General features: G+C 40.9%; 21 protein-coding genes. 7 read left to right on the forward strand and 14 right to left on the reverse strand.

The features are described from left to right. Nucleotides 1-10: 10 nt before the first annotated feature. The 7 genes from nrdE to C6Y03_RS01180 all read right to left on the reverse strand — a co-directional run bounded on the left by nrdE (nt 11) and on the right by C6Y03_RS01180 (nt 5,185). Nucleotides 11-2,113, reverse strand: a complete 2,103-nt coding sequence (nrdE, locus tag C6Y03_RS01150; RefSeq protein ID WP_066030874.1) for a class 1b ribonucleoside-diphosphate reductase subunit alpha — start codon at nt 2,111-2,113, stop codon at nt 11-13. After that, nucleotides 2,073-2,465, reverse strand: coding sequence for a class Ib ribonucleoside-diphosphate reductase assembly flavoprotein NrdI (gene nrdI / locus C6Y03_RS01155; protein ID WP_008360380.1), 393 nt, complete (start codon nt 2,463-2,465; stop codon nt 2,073-2,075). The genes nrdE and nrdI overlap by 41 nt, the downstream gene beginning before the upstream one ends. A gap of 265 nt (nt 2,466-2,730) precedes the next feature. Beyond that, nucleotides 2,731-2,943 (reverse strand): hypothetical protein, encoded by a 213-nt coding sequence (locus C6Y03_RS01160; protein ID WP_003212415.1) that lies wholly within the window; start codon nt 2,941-2,943, stop codon nt 2,731-2,733. A 79-nt stretch (nt 2,944-3,022) separates the two neighbouring features. Then, nucleotides 3,023-3,349 carry a YmzC family protein gene (locus C6Y03_RS01165; RefSeq protein WP_106030919.1) on the reverse strand — a complete coding sequence of 109 codons (327 nt, stop codon included), beginning with the start codon at nt 3,347-3,349 and terminating at the stop codon, nt 3,023-3,025. Between the two features lie 161 nt (nt 3,350-3,510). Further along, on the reverse strand, nt 3,511-3,732 hold the full coding sequence (gene hfq, locus C6Y03_RS01170; RefSeq protein WP_003211269.1) for an RNA chaperone Hfq: 222 nt from the start codon (nt 3,730-3,732) through the stop codon (nt 3,511-3,513). 25 nt (nt 3,733-3,757) lie between these two features. Beyond that, entirely contained in the window at nt 3,758-4,714 is a 957-nt protein-coding gene (gene miaA, locus C6Y03_RS01175; protein WP_106030918.1) for a tRNA (adenosine(37)-N6)-dimethylallyltransferase MiaA, read from the reverse strand. Nucleotides 4,715-4,783: 69 nt separating this feature from the next. Continuing rightward, complete coding sequence (locus C6Y03_RS01180) at nt 4,784-5,185, reverse strand: YmaF family protein (RefSeq protein ID WP_060596355.1); 402 nt, start codon at nt 5,183-5,185, stop codon at nt 4,784-4,786. 104 nt (nt 5,186-5,289) lie between these two features. Between C6Y03_RS01180 and C6Y03_RS01185 the strand changes: the two genes are divergently transcribed. From C6Y03_RS01185 to erbB, 4 genes are all read left to right on the forward strand, one after another. After that, nucleotides 5,290-5,541, forward strand: coding sequence for a spore coat protein (locus C6Y03_RS01185; RefSeq protein WP_106030917.1), 252 nt, complete (start codon nt 5,290-5,292; stop codon nt 5,539-5,541). A 101-nt stretch (nt 5,542-5,642) separates the two neighbouring features. Continuing rightward, the gene (locus tag C6Y03_RS01190; protein ID WP_106030916.1) at nt 5,643-6,185 is read left to right on the forward strand and encodes a TetR/AcrR family transcriptional regulator; all 543 of its coding nucleotides are present in this window, start codon (nt 5,643-5,645) and stop codon (nt 6,183-6,185) included. Between the two features lie 2 nt (nt 6,186-6,187). Then, entirely contained in the window at nt 6,188-6,505 is a 318-nt protein-coding gene (gene erbA / locus C6Y03_RS01195) for an SMR family multidrug efflux transporter EbrA (RefSeq protein WP_106030915.1), read from the forward strand. Between the two features lie 15 nt (nt 6,506-6,520). Then, nucleotides 6,521-6,889, forward strand: coding sequence for an SMR family multidrug efflux transporter EbrB (gene erbB / locus C6Y03_RS01200; RefSeq protein WP_034662159.1), 369 nt, complete (start codon nt 6,521-6,523; stop codon nt 6,887-6,889). Nucleotides 6,890-6,936: 47 nt separating this feature from the next. Here erbB and C6Y03_RS01205 read toward each other — a convergent pair whose 3' ends face one another. Both C6Y03_RS01205 and C6Y03_RS01210 read right to left on the reverse strand, forming a co-directional pair. Beyond that, on the reverse strand, nt 6,937-7,386 hold the full coding sequence (locus C6Y03_RS01205) for an OsmC family protein (protein WP_106030914.1): 450 nt from the start codon (nt 7,384-7,386) through the stop codon (nt 6,937-6,939). Between the two features lie 76 nt (nt 7,387-7,462). Continuing rightward, nucleotides 7,463-8,197, reverse strand: a complete 735-nt coding sequence (locus C6Y03_RS01210; protein WP_034662166.1) for a poly-gamma-glutamate hydrolase family protein — start codon at nt 8,195-8,197, stop codon at nt 7,463-7,465. 585 nt (nt 8,198-8,782) lie between these two features. Here C6Y03_RS01210 and C6Y03_RS01215 point away from each other — a divergent pair. Then, nucleotides 8,783-10,108, forward strand: a complete 1,326-nt coding sequence (locus C6Y03_RS01215; RefSeq protein WP_106038719.1) for a S8 family peptidase — start codon at nt 8,783-8,785, stop codon at nt 10,106-10,108. 90 nt (nt 10,109-10,198) lie between these two features. Here C6Y03_RS01215 and C6Y03_RS01220 read toward each other — a convergent pair whose 3' ends face one another. The 3 genes from C6Y03_RS01220 to C6Y03_RS01230 form a co-directional block, all read right to left on the reverse strand. Next, complete coding sequence (locus C6Y03_RS01220) at nt 10,199-11,347, reverse strand: Rap family tetratricopeptide repeat protein (RefSeq protein WP_034666524.1); 1,149 nt, start codon at nt 11,345-11,347, stop codon at nt 10,199-10,201. A 165-nt stretch (nt 11,348-11,512) separates the two neighbouring features. Then, nucleotides 11,513-12,262, reverse strand: a complete 750-nt coding sequence (locus C6Y03_RS01225; protein ID WP_034662173.1) for a poly-gamma-glutamate hydrolase family protein — start codon at nt 12,260-12,262, stop codon at nt 11,513-11,515. Between the two features lie 312 nt (nt 12,263-12,574). After that, complete coding sequence (locus C6Y03_RS01230) at nt 12,575-13,048, reverse strand: CarD family transcriptional regulator (RefSeq protein ID WP_034662177.1); 474 nt, start codon at nt 13,046-13,048, stop codon at nt 12,575-12,577. Nucleotides 13,049-13,616: 568 nt separating this feature from the next. Between C6Y03_RS01230 and C6Y03_RS01240 the strand changes: the two genes are divergently transcribed. After that, entirely contained in the window at nt 13,617-14,015 is a 399-nt protein-coding gene (locus C6Y03_RS01240; protein ID WP_060596342.1) for a hypothetical protein, read from the forward strand. Between the two features lie 125 nt (nt 14,016-14,140). Next, nucleotides 14,141-14,677 carry a biofilm surface layer hydrophobin BslA gene (gene bslA / locus C6Y03_RS01245; RefSeq protein ID WP_060596340.1) on the forward strand — a complete coding sequence of 179 codons (537 nt, stop codon included), beginning with the start codon at nt 14,141-14,143 and terminating at the stop codon, nt 14,675-14,677. A 208-nt stretch (nt 14,678-14,885) separates the two neighbouring features. Here the strand turns inward: bslA and mutL are convergent, their stop codons facing one another. Then, on the reverse strand, nt 14,886-16,787 hold the full coding sequence (mutL, locus tag C6Y03_RS01255) for a DNA mismatch repair endonuclease MutL (protein WP_066030881.1): 1,902 nt from the start codon (nt 16,785-16,787) through the stop codon (nt 14,886-14,888). A 20-nt stretch (nt 16,788-16,807) separates the two neighbouring features. After that, a complete protein-coding gene (gene mutS, locus C6Y03_RS01260; RefSeq protein WP_106038720.1) occupies nt 16,808-19,384 on the reverse strand; it encodes a DNA mismatch repair protein MutS in 2,577 nt (858 codons plus the stop codon). Nucleotides 19,385-19,476 lie beyond the last annotated feature (92 nt).

Genomic DNA, 19,476 nt, shown 5'->3' on the forward strand with positions numbered 1-19,476 from the left:
TCTCCTTTAATCAAACAACACAAGAAAGACAGCCTTCCTGCCCTGTATCCTTCGTTCTTGCATAATAAAGTGTCTTAATGCCTTTATGGTGTGCATACAGATCGATACGGTTTAAGTCACGCGTTGTCATCGTATCTTTCAGGAATAGTGTAAAGCTGATTCCTTGATCGACGTGCTGCTGAATCGTTGCGATCATATCGACCACTTTAAACATGTCCATATCGTACGCTTCTTTATAGAAGAACCAGTTCTGCGCTGAAAGACCTGGCATTGGGTAATAGGTTTTGCTGTTGCCGTATGTTCTTTCTTCGATACGTTCCATAATTGGCATAACAGAGGCTGTGGCCGATTGCACATAAGAAATGGAACCTGTTGGTGCAATACATAAGCGGTAGCTATGGTACATGCCATTTTCCGCTACAAAGTCTTTGAGTGCTGCCCAGTCTTCTTTTGTTGGAATGTGCATGCCTTCAAATAGTGCTGCTGCTTTTTCTGTTTTTGGTGTGAAATCATTCTCCACGTATTTATTGAAGTACTCACCCGTTGCATAGCCAGAGCCTTCATAACGATGGAATGTTTCTCCTTTTTCTTTTGCAAGCTCACTTGAGCGTTTAATTGAATAATAGTTCACCATCATAAAGAAAGTATTCGCGAAATCTCTTGCTTCTTCACTTTCATAGGCAATTTGGTTTTGAGCCAAATACCCGTGAAGGTTCATCGCGCCAAGTCCGATTGATTTCATCGCCTTGTTCGCTTTTCGAACAGCCGGTGCATTGCGAATGTCTGTTGTTTCAGACACAAGTGTTAGTGAGTCTGTTGCAAGTTTGACCGTTTTTTCGATCGATTTGTTTTTCATGACATTCATGATATTTAATGAACCAAGATTACAAGAAATATCAAGACCAATTTCATCTTCTTGGTCATAGTCCGTGTAAGAAGAGACCTCTGAAGCCTGAAGCACTTCTGAGCAAAGGTTTGAGAATTTCACTCGTGAAATATGGTTTAATGCATGCTCTCTATTCACATTATCTTGGAACATGATATATGGATAGCCTGATTCTGAGCGAAGAACAGCCAATTTTTCAAGAAGCTTTCTCGGATTGACTTTTTCTTTTTTGATTTCCGGGTTTTCTACAAGCTCATCATACATTTCTTCCATGTCCATCTCATCAAGATGCTGTCCATATTCTTTATAGACTGTGTGTGGATAGAAGGTGTAAGCTGTTTTATCTTCTCTTGCCAGCTCGATAAATTTGTCCGGGATGACAACACCGATGGACAATGTTTTCACACGAACATCTTCATCAGCAGAGATTTTTTTTGTATCTAAGAAATCATTGATATCTCTGTGGAAAATATTGAGGTAGGCACTGCCTGATCCTTGTCTTTGTCCCATTTGATCTGCATATCTGAATGCATTATCAAGAAGCTTCATCACGCCGACGACACCTTTTGTCGCGTTTTCAACATCTTTGATTGCTTCGCCTTTTGCACGAAGTTTTGACAGGTTCAAACTGACGCCGCCGCCTAGTTTTGAAAGCTGCATTGAAATATCAATCGCTCTTGAAATATCGTTTAATGAGTCATTCACTTCAAGCAAGAAACAGCTCACAAGCTCACCGCGTCTTTTACGTCCAGCGTTTAAGAATGTTGGTGTACTTGGCTGGTACTCCTGATTGATCATCAGTTCTACAAACTCAAGTGCTTTTTCTTTATCTCCGCCCGCAAAGAAAAGCGCTACAACTGAAATGCGGTCTTCATAGCGTTCAAGGATTTTCTTTTTATCATTTGTTTTCAGTGCATAGTCGTTGTAAAACTTAAACGCACTCATGAATGATGGGAATCTAAATTTCTTCGCATATGCAGCTTCGAATACTTCTTTAATATCTGCCATGCTGTATTGTCTTAAAAATTCTTCCTCATAGTAGTCGTTTTCTATTAAGTAATCAATCTTCTCTTCTAAGTTGTGAAAGAAGACCGTGTTTTGATTAATATAATCTACGAAATAACTATGTACAGCTTCTTTGTCCTTATCAAACTGAAACTTTCCTTCTTTTTGAATCATAATCTCGTTATTTAATTGTATCCACTTTGGAACCTGATTTTGTGACAATTCTTTCTACCTCCTGTGTAAACAATTCAACATCCCTTTTTGTTCCGCTTAGTTCAAAGGTGTGCAAAATAGGAACTTGATATTGTTTAGAAATCGTATCGGCGCTTTTGGCAAAATTATCTCCCCACACTTTGTTTCCACTCACCGCTACACCTAGTAAAAGGTGAGCATTTTTCTCTAAAAAGGACTGAGTGGTACTAGGGACTTGTCCAAATCCTGTCGTAAAGGTGACGAGAATAAACGGCGTATCCAAAAACTCTTCTCCAGTCAATTTTCGTTTGTCTGTAAAAGGGGTCTTGTCCAAAAAGCGTTGAACATTTCCCGTTTTTGAATCAAATACGATTTGAATCAATTCCATCACGACCTAGTTTTTAGTATTGTTGATCATTTCGTTATTCACTATATATAGTATACTATGTTTTTTCAAAACACAACATATAGATGTTCGAAACGAAAAAAATCAACCAACCCGGCCGAACATTCATAGCCGAACTCGTACGTTCAAATAAATAGAGCAGAACAGGATCTAAAAATAGACTGCTCTACTCCCTATTCAACTGAAACCGAAATCTATCATAACACGAAAAAAAATCGCTTAGTAGACTAGACTTTTTGTTTTATTTTTTGTAGGCGTCGCACTGTAAATCTTCTGACACTTCTGTAATTTCCACTTCAACACCTAATTCTTTTAGCACCGCTTCAAGCGCAGAGACGATTGAAGCTTCTCTGACTAATTCTTTCCCATTTACAGAAACGCTTGTTCCATATTCGAAACAGGAGTCGTCTTCACAAGTTTGTTCCCAGTGATTAATTTTAATTTTGTGTGTCATGAACTCATCCTTTTCTGTCTAGATGTCTGATGCATGATTATAGTGTAGCGACTTCACATTCATTTGTAAATTTACGTGCTTACTCTTCAACAGAATCATCATCATATTCCTCGTCCCATTCATCTATGTACTTCGTTTTAACGAGGGTCAGTTCTCCCTCTTTTTCATCAAACCGGTACACATGTACTTCATCATCTTTCACAACAGCAAAGTGATTATTTTTTAGTGCAACAGCTGATTGTAAAAGGCCTTCTATATGTCCATTATCATCTTGATTAGCATAGTTATGCGAGCTTTCCTGTCTCGATTCAATGTTTGAAATGGCGCACGATCCAAATAAGACAACAATCCCAATCAATAGAAGGATCACTCTAATCCTTCTTAATTCAAGCTCTGCATTTTCCATATCGCTTCCCTCACCTTTCTTCATATCCAATAAGGGATTATACGTAAAATAGACAGAAAAGTTTCACGGCATGCAAAATAGCCCCTCTGCACTGACAAAAAACGTAGCGGGTTCCGGCCGGTTTATTCGCAGATGCATGGGGCTATTAGGTCGAACATATCCTATTCTAATTCTAGATTTACATTCTTTTGAGGTGCAAATGTAGAAATGGCGTGTTTATAAATAAGCTGCTGCTTCCCTTCTGTTTCAAGCAGCACCGTGAAATTGTCAAACCCTTTCACTTGACCGCGAAGCTGAAAGCCATTCAGTAAGAATACTGTGACAAAGGTATTGTCTTTACGGATTTGATTCAAAAATTGGTCCTGAATATTAATCGGTTTCATGTTTCGTCCTCCTTGATTCTGATAACTACAGTTTCGCTTTAAGTTCAAGCTTTCCTGCTATATATGCGAAAATTTCCTCTTTTTTGTCTGAAAAGTGGCAAGGCGGTGTCATGTCGAACCAAGTGACATCCATTTTATTACGAAACCACGTGAACTGACGCTTCGCATATCTGCGGGAATTTTGTTTTAATTGCCGGGTGGCTTCATCAAGTGAGCAGTCACCTTTAAAATACGCATACAGCTCTTTATAACCAATCGCTTGAACCGATTGACAATCCTTCAAGCCAGATTGATAAAGTGCGCTCACTTCCTCAATTAAGCCTTCATCTATCATCATATCAATTCTTTGGTGAATGCGCTCGTACAAAAGCTCTCGATCCATTTTCAGCCCAATGAAGGCTGTATCATAAAGAGGAACTTCTTGATGACCGTTTTGCATCTCCGACATTTTCTGACCTGTTGTATGGATCACTTCCAGCGCCCGGATCACGCGGCGGACATTATTCGGATGAATGGATTTTGCAGCATCAGGGTCTACTGCCTTTAGCTTTTCGTGCAGCTGAAGGGGGCCATGCCGCTGTTCAAACAGCGCTATTTCTTCTCTAAAAGCAGGATCACTTTTCTCGTCGGTAAATGTATAATCATATAAAACAGATTGGATATACAAACCTGTTCCGCCGACAATCATGGGTGTTTTCCCTCTAGCGGCAATCTCTTTGATTTTCAAACGGACCAGCTGCTGAAATTCAGCTGTAGAAAAGGATTCTTCCGGCTCTTTAATATCAATTAAGTGATGCGGGACACCATCCATTTCTTCAGGGGTGATTTTAGCTGTTCCAATGTCCATTCCTTTATAAATCTGCATAGAATCACCGCTGATAATTTCTCCATTAAATGCTTTGGCTATATGAATGCTCAGTTTTGTTTTGCCGACAGCCGTCGGTCCTACTAATACAATCACTGGTTGTTTCGTTTTTTTCATAACATCACTCTCTTTTACAAACTGCCTACAGTATAGCATAACTTCTCATTCTCTCCTATATACGGCCTATCACCAGCCGAGTGGTTCATTTCCGACCACTTCGTATGTTTTTCCTTTTAAACGGTGCGTATGCGTTGGCCGCTCTTCGTCCGGACTATAGACGACTCCTCCATACGGAATAGGGACAGAATCGTTATAGGCAGAAAACGTGACTTCCTCAATCTCGTGATAGTGCGTACCATCCACTCTCGGTATCGCAGGCCCTGTGATGCCGTAGTATCTGTGGAAATGCCCCCTCTCAAAAGAGGTGATCCCGCGATAAAAATGTGTATGCTGATCTGTATTGCTTCCATTGACAGGCTGAGAAATGCCTTCTATTAAATGATAATGCTCCTCTGTTACATCCGTTCGTGCTTTATAGGCATGAGCATGCGGCGGGCATTTTGCCCAATCAGATGGATACAGGCCCATTTTTAACATTCCTCCTTATATTAGGCATTCACCCAAACACATATAGGCCATTCGAATACACTGATGTCAGTTACAGTGATTTTATGTGAGAGGAGCCTTTTTTTATGAATTATTTTGACGCACAGCCATTTATGCAAGAAGACATGAGAAGACCTTTTGGTTTTGGCTTTGGACGCCCGGGTTTTGGGTTTGGGAGACCTGGATTCGGTTATGGTAGACCCGGATTCTTCGGACCTCCATTTTTAGGTGGTTTTGCTGGAGGTCTGCTTGCTGGGTCTCTGCTTGCGCCAGGATATGGATATGGGTACCCTTATCCGCCTCCGTACCCGCCATATGGACCATACCCTTATTATTAAATATGACGATTTAACGAAATCAAATGAATCGATTGACACACTCGTTTTTGATGGGTTAACATTTACTTTACCGACCGTTCAGTAAAGTAGGTGTTTTTTTTATGTCTAAAACCAAAAAAGAGCAAATCTTTGATGCAGCTGCCCGCACGATTTTAGAAGAAGGATTAAGCCAGCTTACCCTTCAGCAAGTGGCAGAGCATGCACATATGACCAAAGCCGGCCTGCTTTATCATTTTGCAAGCAAGGAAGAGCTCATCCAAAAAATGAATGAGCACGCGATTCTTTGCTTTCGTCAGCAGCTCGAAACGTATCAAGAAACTTACAAACACGAAAAAGCGCCTTATGTACGTGCATATATATTGGCCACATTACATGATCTTGATCATCAAAATACGACCCAGCTATGTACAAGTATGATGGCTACCATGTCATTTGATGAAGCGTTATTGAACCCTTGGCGTGATTTTTATGCGGAGTTCAAAGTGAAAGCAGCTGAGGAAATAAATGACCCTGCATTGAGTCAGCTGATCCGTCTTGCATGTGATGGGATATGGTTTTCAGAAATGTTTCAGCTTGAACCGCTGAACCGAGAGGAAAAAACCCTTTTACTTCATCGGATTTTACACCTATTAGAGGAGGGATGATGATGATCCTCGGATATCTTTTTCTAGCTGTGGCCATTTTTTCAGAAGCCATTGGTGCCGTGATGTTAAAACTCTCAAATGGCTTTACGCGCTTTAAGCCTAGCGCTGTCGTTGTTGCTGGCTATACACTTGCCTTTTATATGCTGTCATTGACACTTAACATCATTCCGCTTAGCATGTCTTACGCAACATGGTCTGGGGTTGGTACAGTCCTCACGGCTATTTTTGGCGTGCTTTTTTTCAAAGAAACCTTGAACCAAAGAGCAGTCATTGGGATGGCGATGCTTGTCTCAGGAGTCGTACTTTTAAATATGTCATAAAGGATGTGAGAGATCATGAAAGGAATGCTCTATTTAACAGGAGCCATTTTGACGGAGGTTTTTGGCAGTACGATGCTGAAGCTTTCACAAGGTTTTTCGCAACTGCTGCCGAGTATTGGGGTCCTGATCGGATTTGGCTGCGCCTTTACCTTCCTCAGTTTGGCACTTAAAACCATTGACCTTTCGTCTGCTTATGCGACATGGTCTGGCGTTGGAACAGCACTCACTGCTCTTATCGGACTCGTGCTGTTTAACGAAACCATTCACATAAAAGGCTTCATCGGCCTTGCACTTGTGATATGCGGCGTGATTGTCTTGAACCTGTCCAAAAAACAAAAGGAAGAAAACAAAGAACAAATCGATCAAACCGAATGGACGTCATAAAAAAAGTCATTTTCTCCATTTAATAAGAGAAAATGACTTTTTTGTTTTTACCCACCAACTTGAATGGTTTCTTCTAAGGAAATGGCCACATTTCCTTGAACAGCTCTTGAGATCATACATGAGCTTTCGGCTTTATGCGCGAGCTTGCGGGCCAGCTCAATATCTTGCGGGGAAGCGGATTGTTTGAGGATGATGACAGGCCGGTGAATGATTTTTTCATATGTAAACACACCATTGGTCACATCTACGACAGCCTCAGAACTCATCGTTAGATCCTCTTTCTCTAATTGGCTCCGCTCCATCATAGCGGCAAGTGTAATAATATAACACGTAGCCGCTGCACCTAAGAGCATCTCATCTGGATTTGTTCCAATGCCGGGACCGTCCATTTCTTTTGGAATTGAAATCTTCGTTTTTAACTGTGCACATGAGATTGTACCCACATCGTTACGCAGACCAGGCCAGCTCGCCTGAAGATGAAAATGATGACGCGCCATATTCGTCTCTCCTTTTGTTATACTTTTTATAGTGTAACAAGAATTCACGCTGCTTGTCTTAACATGTGCACCATCTTTATGTATATTCCTCATCCAGCACTGTCCGAATCGCCCTGACATACCGGTAGAACGTCTCGTTTTTTGTACTCGACCGCCGCCGAAAGTCAAAACTGTCAAATAAAGCTTCACGCTGACTTCTACTAATCTCTAGCTGTACACTTTGCCCTGTTTTTGTAAGATTATTAATATTATGATTGCTTGTTCCGCTCAGGGTTGCGTGTGCGACAGCCAGTTCAGCAGAAAATCCGTTCCGCTCTAATGAGTTCACAATTTTTTCTGCACGGTCGTAATCTGTTCCGCCAACGAGAGTATGGTCAATTCCTTCCTCACCTTTGTATCCATGAACTGCTAAGATATAATCGTGTGCTTTTGCCTGCGCGACGCCGACTGGCTCATCAAAGTTTGTGCTTGTAATATGAAGTTCTGACGCATTCTCTCTTAAGCCTTCAAACAAATACGTAGAGAAATCATTATCGAAAAAATGGACGATCTCGCTCACGCCGCCTTCAATCCTCCCGCCATGGGGTGACATCACTAGAAGACGGCTTCCAGGCACTGGGTTGGCTGTAATCTGATAGCTGCTTGTTGATTCGTTTTCTTCCAGTTCTTTAAAATTGCGATAAATATCATTTGAACCGCTTTCGTCTTCCCCACCTGATGACACTGGCTCATCATGTTCCTGTGCTTGCATTGTATAATAAACGCCCCATCCGATCGCAAGCAGGAGAAGCAAAGCAAAAAACTTCTTCATTCCCGTTCTCCTTTAACAGATTTCTAAGCCGTTTCTATGATTTATATTGAATCATCATTTCTTTTCATTTTTTCCACTTTTTCTCTTCAAATTTGATCATAACACTCTAGATCATGAGATTCCTCAAAAATAAGATAATTGCATTTATATACACAGAAACGCCTCTCCTCTTTGAAAACAGAGTTAGAATAGTATGACAGACAAATGAAGTTATGTTTAAAATGGCCTAGTTCTATCCAGTCTGTTTTCTTTAATTCGGCTTGTATTTATATGGATTTGATTTTTTTCCTCTGTGACAAGCCACATTTGTATGAGCATTGACCCTGTTTATCCCCCCCTTTTTTTCTGCAAAATCGATTGTTTCACCGGTTCTCTTTGAAGAACTCTCCCACCTATCATCGGCAGATTCTACATGTTTTTCACCTTTTTCTATTATTTTACAAAATGTAAGCGCTTTTCTTTTTAAAGAGAAATCAGTCAGCCGCCAATATGAAGAAAAGGAGGGGCATGAATCCGAACCAAGCAGCTCTCATTCTCATAACGTAATAGTGTACAAGAATGGATAGCTAGAATGGAGGGCATTACATGTTTGGATTTTCTATGGTGCAAATGGTCAGAACACATGCTAGTAAACTGGATCAGCCTTTAAGAGAAACCGTCCTTCACCTTTATAAACCTTTTAAATGGACGCCATGCTTTCTTCATCGTTTCTTGGAAGGAAGATTAAAGAAGAGAAAGAAGCTTCGTGTGATCATTGAATTTAAGGAAGGTGCGGTCGAAGCAGGTATTCAAAGCGCAAAACAGTTCATGAAAAAAAATAGAAAAACAAAAATTAAACGGCACTTTTCACATATCGACTGCTGCGCTGCTGACCTAACACCGGATGCTTTAGAGGAGCTGTTAGCGAATAGTGAGCATATTCGTAAAATTTATTTAGACCGGAAAGTTCATGCACTTCTGGATGTGGCCACACAAGCAAGTCATGCTGATGAAGTCATCCGAAACGGTACAACCTTAACAGGGGAAGGTATTACGGTCGCTGTCATTGACACAGGGATTTATCCGCATGAAGATCTAGAAGGAAGAATTCGCGATTTTGTGGATTTAGTCAAGCAAAAAACAAAGCCTTATGATGATAACGGGCATGGCACTCACTGCGCTGGAGATGTAGCTGGAGACGGAGCAGCCTCAGATGGCTTGTACAAAGGACCTGCTCCAAAAGCTCATTTAATTGGCGTGAAAGTGTTAAATAAACAAGGAGCTGGATCACTTTCTACTATTATAGAAGGGGTTGAATGGTGCATCCAGTTCAATGAAGATCACCCTGATGATCCGATTCATATTATGAGTATGTCACTAGGCGGAGATGCCCAGCGTTATGATGACGAACAAGACGATCCGATGGTGCGCGCTGTCAATGCTGCTTGGGATCAAGGCATTGTTGTTTGCGTCGCTGCCGGAAACTCTGGTCCTAACAGCCAAACGATTGCGAGCCCTGCCGTCAGTCAAAAAGTTATTACGGTTGGCGCTTTTGATGACCGGAATACACCAGAATCAAACGATGATATCGTGGCGCCATTTTCGAGCAGAGGTCCTACTGTTTATGGTGAAACAAAGCCTGATATCCTTGCACCAGGAGTGAACATCGTCTCTCTCAGATCACCAAGGTCCTTTCTAGATAAACTCGATAAATCATGCAGAGTCGATGACGATTACACGGCGTTATCTGGCACATCTATGGCAACACCGATTTGTGCTGGTATTTGCGCTCTTCTATTAGAGCATTCACCAGATTTAACGCCCGATGATGTCAAAACCCTGTTAAAAGAAAATACAAGCAAGTGGTCTGGAGATGACCCGATGATTTACGGAGCAGGTGCCATTGACGCAGAAAAAGCCATCAAAGAATAAATTAAAAAAGCCCTTTACGTTGATTCGTAAAGGGTGTTGTTTGTCTGTTATTACGTGTGAAGTCTTTCATCTACTTGAGCAGCTGACATGTTATGCTTCGTTCTCATACATCTCATCTCCTTTTTGAATGTGCGTACGCGCTTCGATCACAATCTCAAAAAAAGTGGAAGATTCCTTGTACATGTCGCGTTCCTTATAATAATTAGCCGCATCAAGTGCTAATTCCTCTAAATCAGCAAACATTTTTTTGCTTCGCAGACCAAAAAGGGCCGACCTTAATTGCTCACAGCTGTCTTTTTCTATATAAAGCGCCTGCAAAAATTGGAATTTCAACTGATAAATTTCATCTTCCAATAAACAAGCCTCTTTCATTCCTTTACGTATAGCCTCGCCAGCCCGCTGGATATCTCCGAGTTTAAAACAAGTAAGGGCAAGTGAGAATAATGATTTGATCATCGTGGATGCTTGATCTTTTTGATAAAGGGAAATGGCTTGTTCAAAAAAGACAGTCGCTGTATGATACGTTCCCATACTATAATGACAAGCACCTAAGTTATTAAGAGCCATCGCTTTAAAATAAGATGTGCATTCTTGCCGTTCCATCGCTTCACAGACCTTTAACGCTTTTTCTAAATAAGGAAGCGCTTTTTGGTGCTGACTCACATCAATCCAATTACCTGCCATGACAAAATCACATTGAATGCTTCTTTTTCCATAAAGCTGATGTTTCTTATAAATGTCTCTCGCCTTTTTAGCATAATGCATGGAGAAATAAGTTTGTTTCATATGATAGTATACTTCTGCGATTTTATAGTAAAATTCCGCTTTTTCAATCTCATCTGTCACTAAGATCAGTTGATGTTCCGCATGCTTGTAATAGGAAATAGCCTCGATATACCGGCGCTGGATAAACGCATACATTCCATGGAAAAAATGAAAGTAATAGCCGAGCAAGCCTGTCATCTCATCTTCTCCATCTTCCATTTCTTTCGGAAAAGACACGGCTTGAAGCGTTTCACTCCCTGCATGGACTGGCGTTAAATGCTGAAGCATCATTTGATGGCGAAAATCCATTAGAGAATAATATAGAAGTAAATCTTGATCCTCTTCCATCTCATGAATTTCTTCTTCAACAAGGCGCTTCATATCGTTTGCTTGTTCGACTTCAAATTTGCAAATATGCGTGTACCATTGATTGATCTTTACACCTACTTCGGAAGATGGTATTTTGTGTGCCATCCACTTCAGCCCCATTCTATCATATCAAACTGATAACTATTATTTTACATAATTTATGTTTTTAAGGCAAATTGTAAGTTATTACATAATTTATGTTCATTTCGCATATTTCTATCTTTTTTACCAAGTTTAAATAGAGTACTTTTGCCCATCAAAACGGTTTTTCTACGAAGATGGGTCAAATTCTCTTAATACTTCTTTTAAAGCACTGATATAACGTCTGAATGCTTTTTTCTTTCCTTTTCTCGTATCAAAATTGTCGAAAAAGGCTTCTCTCTGCGCCGTACTAATTTCTAGCTGAACACTTTCACCACTCGCATTTCGATTATTAATATTTTTGGGATCTGTTCCTGAAAGCCGTTCGCCTTCTTGCACCATTTCTGCAGAAAATCCTCGATCCTTTAATTCTCGTACAACTGCTCTTTGCATTTTTTCGTTTGTCCCGCCAACTAGCGTGTGTCTTTTATCACTTTTATAGCCGTGGATAGAAATGGAGAAGGGGTACGTTTTAATCATTTGAACCAATATCGGTTCATCAAACTTGGTGCTTGTAATATGCAAATCACGATTATTGTCTTGTTTTGTTCCTTCAAACAAATACGTAGAGTACTTTTCTTGAAATGCTTCTACAATTTCACTTGTTCCTGGTTCAATTTCCCCTCCATGAGGAGAAAAGACGAGTAAATCACTTCCACCCTTTTCGTGAAATTCTATTTCATAGCCTTCTCTTTCATGTCGGATAAGCTGTTTAAAGCTTTCATATTGATCCCCTTTTTTTCGCTCTTTTTGATACTTTTCTACCTCTTCTTGATATTGTTTTTGCTCTTTTTTTTCTTGAACAGAATGGCTGCATTTCACCATTAAAAGAGCACACAGGATCAGAAAGATGAATCCACATATCAGTAGCCTTTTCATTTCACCGCTCCTTTTCATTCTCTTAGGTGTCATCTTATCGCATTATTTTACTATCAATGGCTAACGAATTCAAAGGTTGTCCGGCTCATTTGAACGAATCAGGAGAACTTACCTGTTTTTTTATGCTGCCCTAGGTATTTCTGACTTCTTTGAATCATTCATTGCTTGAATAAAAACTGCATCGTATGACCTTATTTTAGCTTTAGTTAAAATCACCTACAAAAATGGACATATTCTTCTGATTTCAAACAAAAAAAGCCGTAAACAAAAGGTATGCCCTTCTGTTTACAGCCAATTACTGTATATCCATCATTAAACTCTTAGTTCATTCTCTAAAGCTGAAAGGACTTCATCTTGCGACAGTCCTTGTGCAAGAGAAATCTCACTCACTAACATGCCTCGTGCATCTTCAAGCATCTTCTTTTCACTTGAATTTAATGCTTTCTTCTGATTGCGTCTCATCAGATCTTTGACAACGTCTGCACCATCTTCGATCGCACCTGTTTTTAGCTTTTTCAGATTTTCATCATATCTTTGCTTCCAAGTAAGCGTGTCGTCGTTTGTTTCTTCTGCAAAATTGTTCATCACAACTTTCAGCGTTGCTTGATCTGCTACCGGACGTATACCTAGTTGATTGATTCTGCCTCTTGGGATCATCATCTGCATATTCGGCATTTGAATCAGAAAATATTCCTCCGTCTTACCTAAAATCTCTTTTTCTTCCATTCCTTCAATCACACCGGCACCATGCATAGGATAAACAATTTTATCACCTATTTGAAACAAATCCGCCACCTCCGAAAGTATTCACATTATGATTATAACACATTTCATCGGTGGATAAAAATTTATATTCTATCATGTTATTTTAGCACTAGTCAATTCTTTTTATTTGAGTTTTTCAGAAAAAGCCTTTTTTTACAAAAAAAGCGCCATTATCCAGTCCCCTTGTCTTATTCTTGCATATACTAGCATTGAGTCACATTTAGGAGGGATGACAATGTGCAAATGCAAGTGCAAACATTCCCACTCAAACTGTTATAAAAAGCATGACGATCATTGCCATGAGGATCCATGTAAAGAAAAAAAGTTTCATCATAAAAAAGATAAATGGTTTGAGAGCGATTTCTGGGATACTTCTAGAAGCTACGATCCCTATTACTGTCCTAAAAGTGTCTGCAGCAGCTGTAAGAAGCGTCGTAGAAGAAGACATGGCTTCTCATATTAGCAATTGACGCTTTCACCTGCTTTTCGTTTTCCCGGCTGAAAAGCCGGTTTTTTTCATATGGATAGGCTCATGAAACGAGTAATGCTCATAGGATATGGCAACCTGACATAAAGGATGAGATATCAAATGAACAATATGAATAGCCCAATGAATCATCATCACCAAGAAAACCCCTATCATACATTTGAGAATGTGTATACAGCCAATCATGAGCATGTGGTCGCGCCAAACATGGAGGATCCTATGAATATGCCAAAGCATGATCATACCGGTAAAAAAGATATGTACAGCGGACACTATCCGCATCATCATTCAACCTATTCGCCGTTTCCAAATCAGCATGATGCCTTTTCACATGTTTCAATGAAAGATCACCATCATCTTGGCCACTATGGTGGATACGGAATGATGCCATATCATCCATACGGATATCAAGATATGCATATGATGATGCCAAATCAGCAAATGACAGGCCATGGTTATGGAATGAACCAACCAAATGCGTTTTTCCCCCGTTATTACTAAACAAAGTGAAAAAATAAGGGTACAATATACCATTTAATACCATATAGGAATATGGTAACCTTATAGGTAAATAATGGGTGTAATCATCTATTATTTGCCTATATTCAACAAGGGGGAAGGAAAAAATGAAAAAAACATGGACAATGATCATGATCGGAATGCTTACACTGGTCATGGCACTATCGGTACCGATTGCCGCATCCGCAGAAGGAGTCAAAACGGAGGAAGGCAAAGCATCAACGAATGCAAGACCAGCTGAACTTTATGCAAAAATTACAGGTACAAGTAAGCAGGAATGGTCTTTTTCTGACATTGAGCTGACATACCGCCCAAATTCTATTTTAAGTATCGGTGCCATTGAGTTCACATTGCCTGCAGGCTTTCAAGCGACAACAAAAGACATCTTCAATGGAAAAGCATTAAAAGACAGCTACATTTTGAACAGTGGAAAAACTGTCCGCATTCCAGCTAGAATCGATTTATTAGGAATCTCACAATATAAATTACAACTTTCTCATAAAGTACTTCCTGCTGCAGGTACATATACGTTCCGCGCAGAAAACCGTGCGCTTAGCATTGGTTCTAAATTTTATGCAGAGGACACCCTTGATATTCAAACACGACCAGTTGTGGTCACACCGCCAAATCCTTGTGGATGCTAAATAAAAAAGCGCTCTAATAAGAGCGCTTCAGCGTGTAGACAAACCCTCGCATTCTTTGTCAGGTCTGTGCTCCGTTACTCACGAATGTTCAATTCGCTCCGTTCCGGTGCTCGCCCTTCCTAGACTGCAAAGGTTTTCTATCACGCTGAAAAGAAGACAAAGGGCCAAAATCAAGATGATTTTAGCCCTTTGTCTTTTTTTCATTTGATCACATGACCCGTTTAAACATTTTTTCCATTTCATATGTCGAGTGATGAATGATGATCGGCCGGCCGTGCGGACAAGTGAAGGGGTCCTTTGTCTGCCGGAGTTCATCTAATAAGGCTTTGATTTCATCATGACGCAAATGGCGATTTGCTTTGATAGAACCTTTACAGCTCATCATGATCGCCGCTTCTTCTCTCAATTTTTTGATATCAACACGCTTCTCATTTAGCACTTGCTCTATAATCTCTTCGATCAGTTCAGCCTCTTCCCCTTTTGGAAACCACTGCGGATGCGACCGAACAATGTAGCTTCCTGAACCGAAAGGCTCTAAGAAGACGCCCACTTTCGTTAGTATCTCTTTATGCTCTTCAATAATCAGCATATCGTTTTTCGAGTAGTGGAATGTTAATGGGACGAGCATTTCTTGCACTTCCTGCTTGATCTCTCCTACCTTCTCACGATAATACTCATACTTGATTCGCTCCTGGGCCGCATGCTGATCGATAATATAAAGCCCTCGTTCATTTTGAGCCAAAATATATGTGCCGTGCATTTGCCCGATGGGATACATGACTGGAACACGTTCGTTTTCTGAAATGGTTTCTGCAACATCTTCTCTCAGTACCGACTCTTCATATTCTAGTGAAGCGGCGGATTCCTCTAACTGAACACGCTCAGATGGAGCATCTTCATAAAATACGGGTGATGACGCCTCAGTCTTTTCCTGCTCAGGCGTCCCATATGTACCCGTCTGACTTGTCTCGTATACAACCGATTCGAGAGGCTCCGGCTGATAGGATAGCGGCGTTTCCGACACGCTTGTGTTTATTTTTTTCGCATCAAAGGTTAAGGATTGCTGCTCATTTTTGATAGCTGGCATTGGTGCTTTCTTTGGCAGCGAAGCACTTGGAATGAGTTGCTGCTTTTGAAATACTTCCTTAATTCCTTGTTTGATTAGCTCATGAAGTTCCTGCTCTTTACTTAGTCTCACTTCAAGCTTCGAAGGGTGAACGTTCACATCCACTAAAATGGGGTCCATCTTCATCTCAATAAATGTAATCGGATGGCGGCCAATCGGCAGCAGGGTATGATACCCTTCATGGACCGCTTTCACGAGCGGAAAATGCTTAACATATCTGCCGTTTACAACAGAAGACATATAATTCCGTGATGCCCTTGTCACTTCTGGCAAGGAGATATATCCTTTCACTTCAAAATCAAGTGATTGCACGTGAAGCGGCACCATTTTTTTCGCAACAGCTGTCCCGTAAATGGCCGCAAGCACATGCCGCACATCCCCGTTTCCATTCGTCTGAAGCAGGACTTTCCCTTGATGTCGCAAGCGAATCGATACTTCTGGGTGAGCCAGCGCAATTCGATTGACGACATCCGATATATTGCCAAGCTCCGTATGAACGGTTTTCATGTATTTTAAACGGGCAGGCGTATTGTAAAATAAGTTGGTAACGACAATCTCGGTACCGCGGCGGCCAGAGGTTTTTTTCTCTGAAATGATCTTTCCGCCTTGCAGTACCAGGTGCGTTCCAGCTCCTTCACCAGTACTTGTTTTCATTTCTAGATGAGAGACAGATGCGATACTTGGCAGCGCCTCTCCCCTGAACCCGAGCGTTCTGACACGGAACAGATCATTTTCATCTTTGATTTTACTCGTTGCATGGCGCTGAAAGGCGAGCTTACAATCTTCAGCATCGATTCCAACACCATTATCAATCATTCTAATAGAGGAAAGACCTGCTTCTTCTACATCGATTTCAATCACTGTACTGCTTGCATCGATTGCATTTTCCATAAGCTCCTTTACGACAGAAGCCGGACGCTCGACTACTTCACCTGCAGCAATTTTATTGGATAGGTCATCGGATAACTGAATAATCTTTGCCATTTTGCTCACCTCACCTTATATTATAATTTCTTTTGCAATTCATATAGCTTTGTCATCGCTTCGAGCGGGGTCATATCCATTAGGTTGAATGACTTTAATTCCTCGATCACCGCTTGATCTTTCTGTTTTAGAACTGGTTTAGTTTGCGGTTTTTCTTCTACTTCAAAGAAAGAAAGCTGCTGTTTTCCCTCGGTCTTTTCTGTTTTTGGGGCTGCAGATACGTGCGGGGTCACTTCATGTGATCCGCTCTCAAGCTCCGTCAAAATGGTCTGGGCCCTATCGATGATGGCATCAGGCAATTCAGCAAGCTGCGCTACATGAATACCATAGCTTTTATCAGCTGCCCCCTCTTTGATTTGATGTAAGAAAACGACCGTGCCTTCATGCTCTTCAGCACGTACATGGACATTTTTCAGCTCGCTTAATTGAGACTCAAGGACTGTAAGCTCATGGTAATGTGTAGAAAATAGCGTTTTGGCACCAATATGATCGTGAACAAATTCAATGATTGCCTGCGCAAGAGCCATTCCATCATAAGTGCTTGTCCCGCGTCCAATTTCATCAAATAAGATCAAGCTGTTTTTCGTTGCATGCACCATCGCATTTTTTGCTTCAAGCATCTCTACCATAAAAGTACTCTGACCAGAAATCAAATCATCTGCCGCACCAATGCGTGTAAAGATTTGATCAAAGATCGGAAGGGTCGCCTTTGATGCCGGCACAAAGCAGCCAATTTGCGCAAGAATTGAGATAAGCGCCATTTGTCTCATATACGTACTTTTCCCTGACATATTCGGCCCAGTAATGAGTAAGGTTTGCCGGCCATTTCCCATATGGCAGTCATTTGGCACATACTCCTGATGATCCATCACTTTTTCAACGACTGGGTGACGGCCATCTATGACATCCACCTCATCCTCTGAGAATTCCGGACGGATATAACGGCGCTTTTCACTGACAGTCGCAAAACATTGGAGGGCATCCAGCTCACTCATTTGTTTTGCGAGCAGCTGTAATCTCGGAATATAGACTTTCACTTGTTCCCTGAGAGCTGCGAATAGTTCATATTCCAGTTCGCTTATATTTGATTCTGCCTCAAGAATCAGCGCTTCTTTTTCTTTCAATTCAGGTGTAATATACCTCTCTGCATTGGCAAGCGTTTGTTTTCTTTCATAACGCCCTTCCTCCAGAAGATGCGTATTCGCGCGTGTCACTTCGATATAATAACCGAACACTTTATTAAACCCGACTTTTAAGGAGCGAATGCCTGTGTATTCTCTTTCTTGCTGTTCAAGCCGTGCAATCCAGTCCTTCCCATTTCGACTGGCATCACGGTATTCATCTAATTTTGCATTGTAGCCGTCTTTAATCAAATTGCCTTCTTTTAACGTCATCGGCGGATTCTCATATAGCGCATCTTCTAATAAATCAAGTAAGTCACCACAAGGGTCAATATCATTCGCTCTTGATTTCGCCATTTCCTCTGGCAATGAATGCACAAGCTCTTTAATGGCTGGCACTTGCTTTAAGGATTCTTTTAACTGAATGAGATCACGGGCATTTACGTTGCCAAATGCGACGCGGCCCGCTAGACGCTCAAGATCATATACTTGCTTTAATCGTTCACGCAGATCCTCTCGTTCAAAGAAATGATCCATGAGAATTTGCACCATTTCCTGACGTTCCATAATTTGCGTAGGACGAATTAACGGCCGGTCGATCCATTGTTTGAGCAGCCTTCCGCCCATCGCTGTTTTTGTTTCATCTAGCAGCCATAATAAAGAGCCCTTCTTGCTTTTTGAGCGGATCGTCTCTGTTAATTCAAGATTTCGTTTTGAGTAAAGATCAATTTTCATTGTTTGTTCGAGCTCAAACACTTGCACTTGCTGAAGGTGATCGAGACTTCTTTTTTGCGTTCTTTTTAAATAGGCATATAATGTCAAAAAGGTCGATCTTAGTTGCTCGTTAAGGGGGGACACGAGTCGCTCAGCTTCATCGATTAACTCATCACTATCTTCGTATGAAATGGTCGCTTGGCACCGTTCCTTTAAGGTCTTGACTGTTTCCTCATCCAGCTGCTTTGACACCACAATTTCTTTTGCACCGACAGAATAAATTTCAGACACGACTTCATCTAATCGATCGATGAAAGCCGCAATGTTTTCACCTGTAGATAAATCGGAAAGTGCAAGTCCGTACCCATTTTCAAACCTTGTAACAGATGCAATGAAGTTGTTTTCGTTTTCACTTAAGCCTTTACCATCCATCACCGTACCTGGTGTAATGAGTTGAACGACTTCTCTTTTGACTACACCTTTTGCCGTTTTAGGATCTTCCACCTGCTCACAAATCGCGACCTTGTAGCCTTTTGAAATCAATTGTTCTATGTATGCAGAAGCAGAATGATAAGGAACACCGCACATTGGTATTGTCCCGCCATCTCTGCTTGTTAACGTAATTTCTAATTCTTGTGCCGCTTCTTTTGCGTCATCAAAAAACATCTCATAAAAATCGCCTAAGCGAAAAAATAAAAAGGCATCTTGATACTCTGCCTTGATTTTTAAATATTGCTGTATCATGGGCGTATAACTTGCCATATTTCTAATCCCTCACTATATTACATTCGAATTCATACCATCTTTCATTATAGCATAAAAAACCCCCTTTTTTCTCCTAGATAGGACACAAA

It is taken from the genome of Bacillus sp. LNXM65, assembly GCF_002998575.1.
In the GTDB taxonomy this organism is placed as follows: Bacteria; Bacillota; Bacilli; order Bacillales; family Bacillaceae; genus Bacillus.

What these genes read in the sequence shown, in the direction of transcription:
- C6Y03_RS01160 (WP_003212415.1), bottom strand. Translation starts at nt 2,943, where the DNA reads ATGACACACAAAATTAAAATTAATCACTGGGAACAAACTTGTGAAGAC.
- C6Y03_RS01165 (WP_106030919.1), bottom strand. Translation starts at nt 3,349, where the DNA reads ATGGAAAATGCAGAGCTTGAATTAAGAAGGATTAGAGTGATCCTTCTA.
- hfq (WP_003211269.1), bottom strand. Translation starts at nt 3,732, where the DNA reads ATGAAACCGATTAATATTCAGGACCAATTTTTGAATCAAATCCGTAAA.
- miaA (WP_106030918.1), bottom strand. Translation starts at nt 4,714, where the DNA reads ATGAAAAAAACGAAACAACCAGTGATTGTATTAGTAGGACCGACGGCT.
- C6Y03_RS01180 (WP_060596355.1), bottom strand. Translation starts at nt 5,185, where the DNA reads ATGGGCCTGTATCCATCTGATTGGGCAAAATGCCCGCCGCATGCTCAT.
- C6Y03_RS01185 (WP_106030917.1), top strand. Translation starts at nt 5,290, where the DNA reads ATGAATTATTTTGACGCACAGCCATTTATGCAAGAAGACATGAGAAGA.
- C6Y03_RS01190 (WP_106030916.1), top strand. Translation starts at nt 5,643, where the DNA reads ATGTCTAAAACCAAAAAAGAGCAAATCTTTGATGCAGCTGCCCGCACG.
- erbA (WP_106030915.1), top strand. Translation starts at nt 6,188, where the DNA reads ATGATCCTCGGATATCTTTTTCTAGCTGTGGCCATTTTTTCAGAAGCC.
- erbB (WP_034662159.1), top strand. Translation starts at nt 6,521, where the DNA reads ATGAAAGGAATGCTCTATTTAACAGGAGCCATTTTGACGGAGGTTTTT.
- C6Y03_RS01205 (WP_106030914.1), bottom strand. Translation starts at nt 7,386, where the DNA reads ATGGCGCGTCATCATTTTCATCTTCAGGCGAGCTGGCCTGGTCTGCGT.
- C6Y03_RS01210 (WP_034662166.1), bottom strand. Translation starts at nt 8,197, where the DNA reads ATGAAGAAGTTTTTTGCTTTGCTTCTCCTGCTTGCGATCGGATGGGGC.
- C6Y03_RS01215 (WP_106038719.1), top strand. Translation starts at nt 8,783, where the DNA reads ATGTTTGGATTTTCTATGGTGCAAATGGTCAGAACACATGCTAGTAAA.
- C6Y03_RS01220 (WP_034666524.1), bottom strand. Translation starts at nt 11,347, where the DNA reads ATGGCACACAAAATACCATCTTCCGAAGTAGGTGTAAAGATCAATCAA.
- C6Y03_RS01225 (WP_034662173.1), bottom strand. Translation starts at nt 12,262, where the DNA reads ATGAAAAGGCTACTGATATGTGGATTCATCTTTCTGATCCTGTGTGCT.
- C6Y03_RS01240 (WP_060596342.1), top strand. Translation starts at nt 13,617, where the DNA reads ATGAACAATATGAATAGCCCAATGAATCATCATCACCAAGAAAACCCC.
- bslA (WP_060596340.1), top strand. Translation starts at nt 14,141, where the DNA reads ATGAAAAAAACATGGACAATGATCATGATCGGAATGCTTACACTGGTC.
- mutL (WP_066030881.1), bottom strand. Translation starts at nt 16,787, where the DNA reads ATGGCAAAGATTATTCAGTTATCCGATGACCTATCCAATAAAATTGCT.
- mutS (WP_106038720.1), bottom strand. Translation starts at nt 19,384, where the DNA reads ATGGCAAGTTATACGCCCATGATACAGCAATATTTAAAAATCAAGGCA.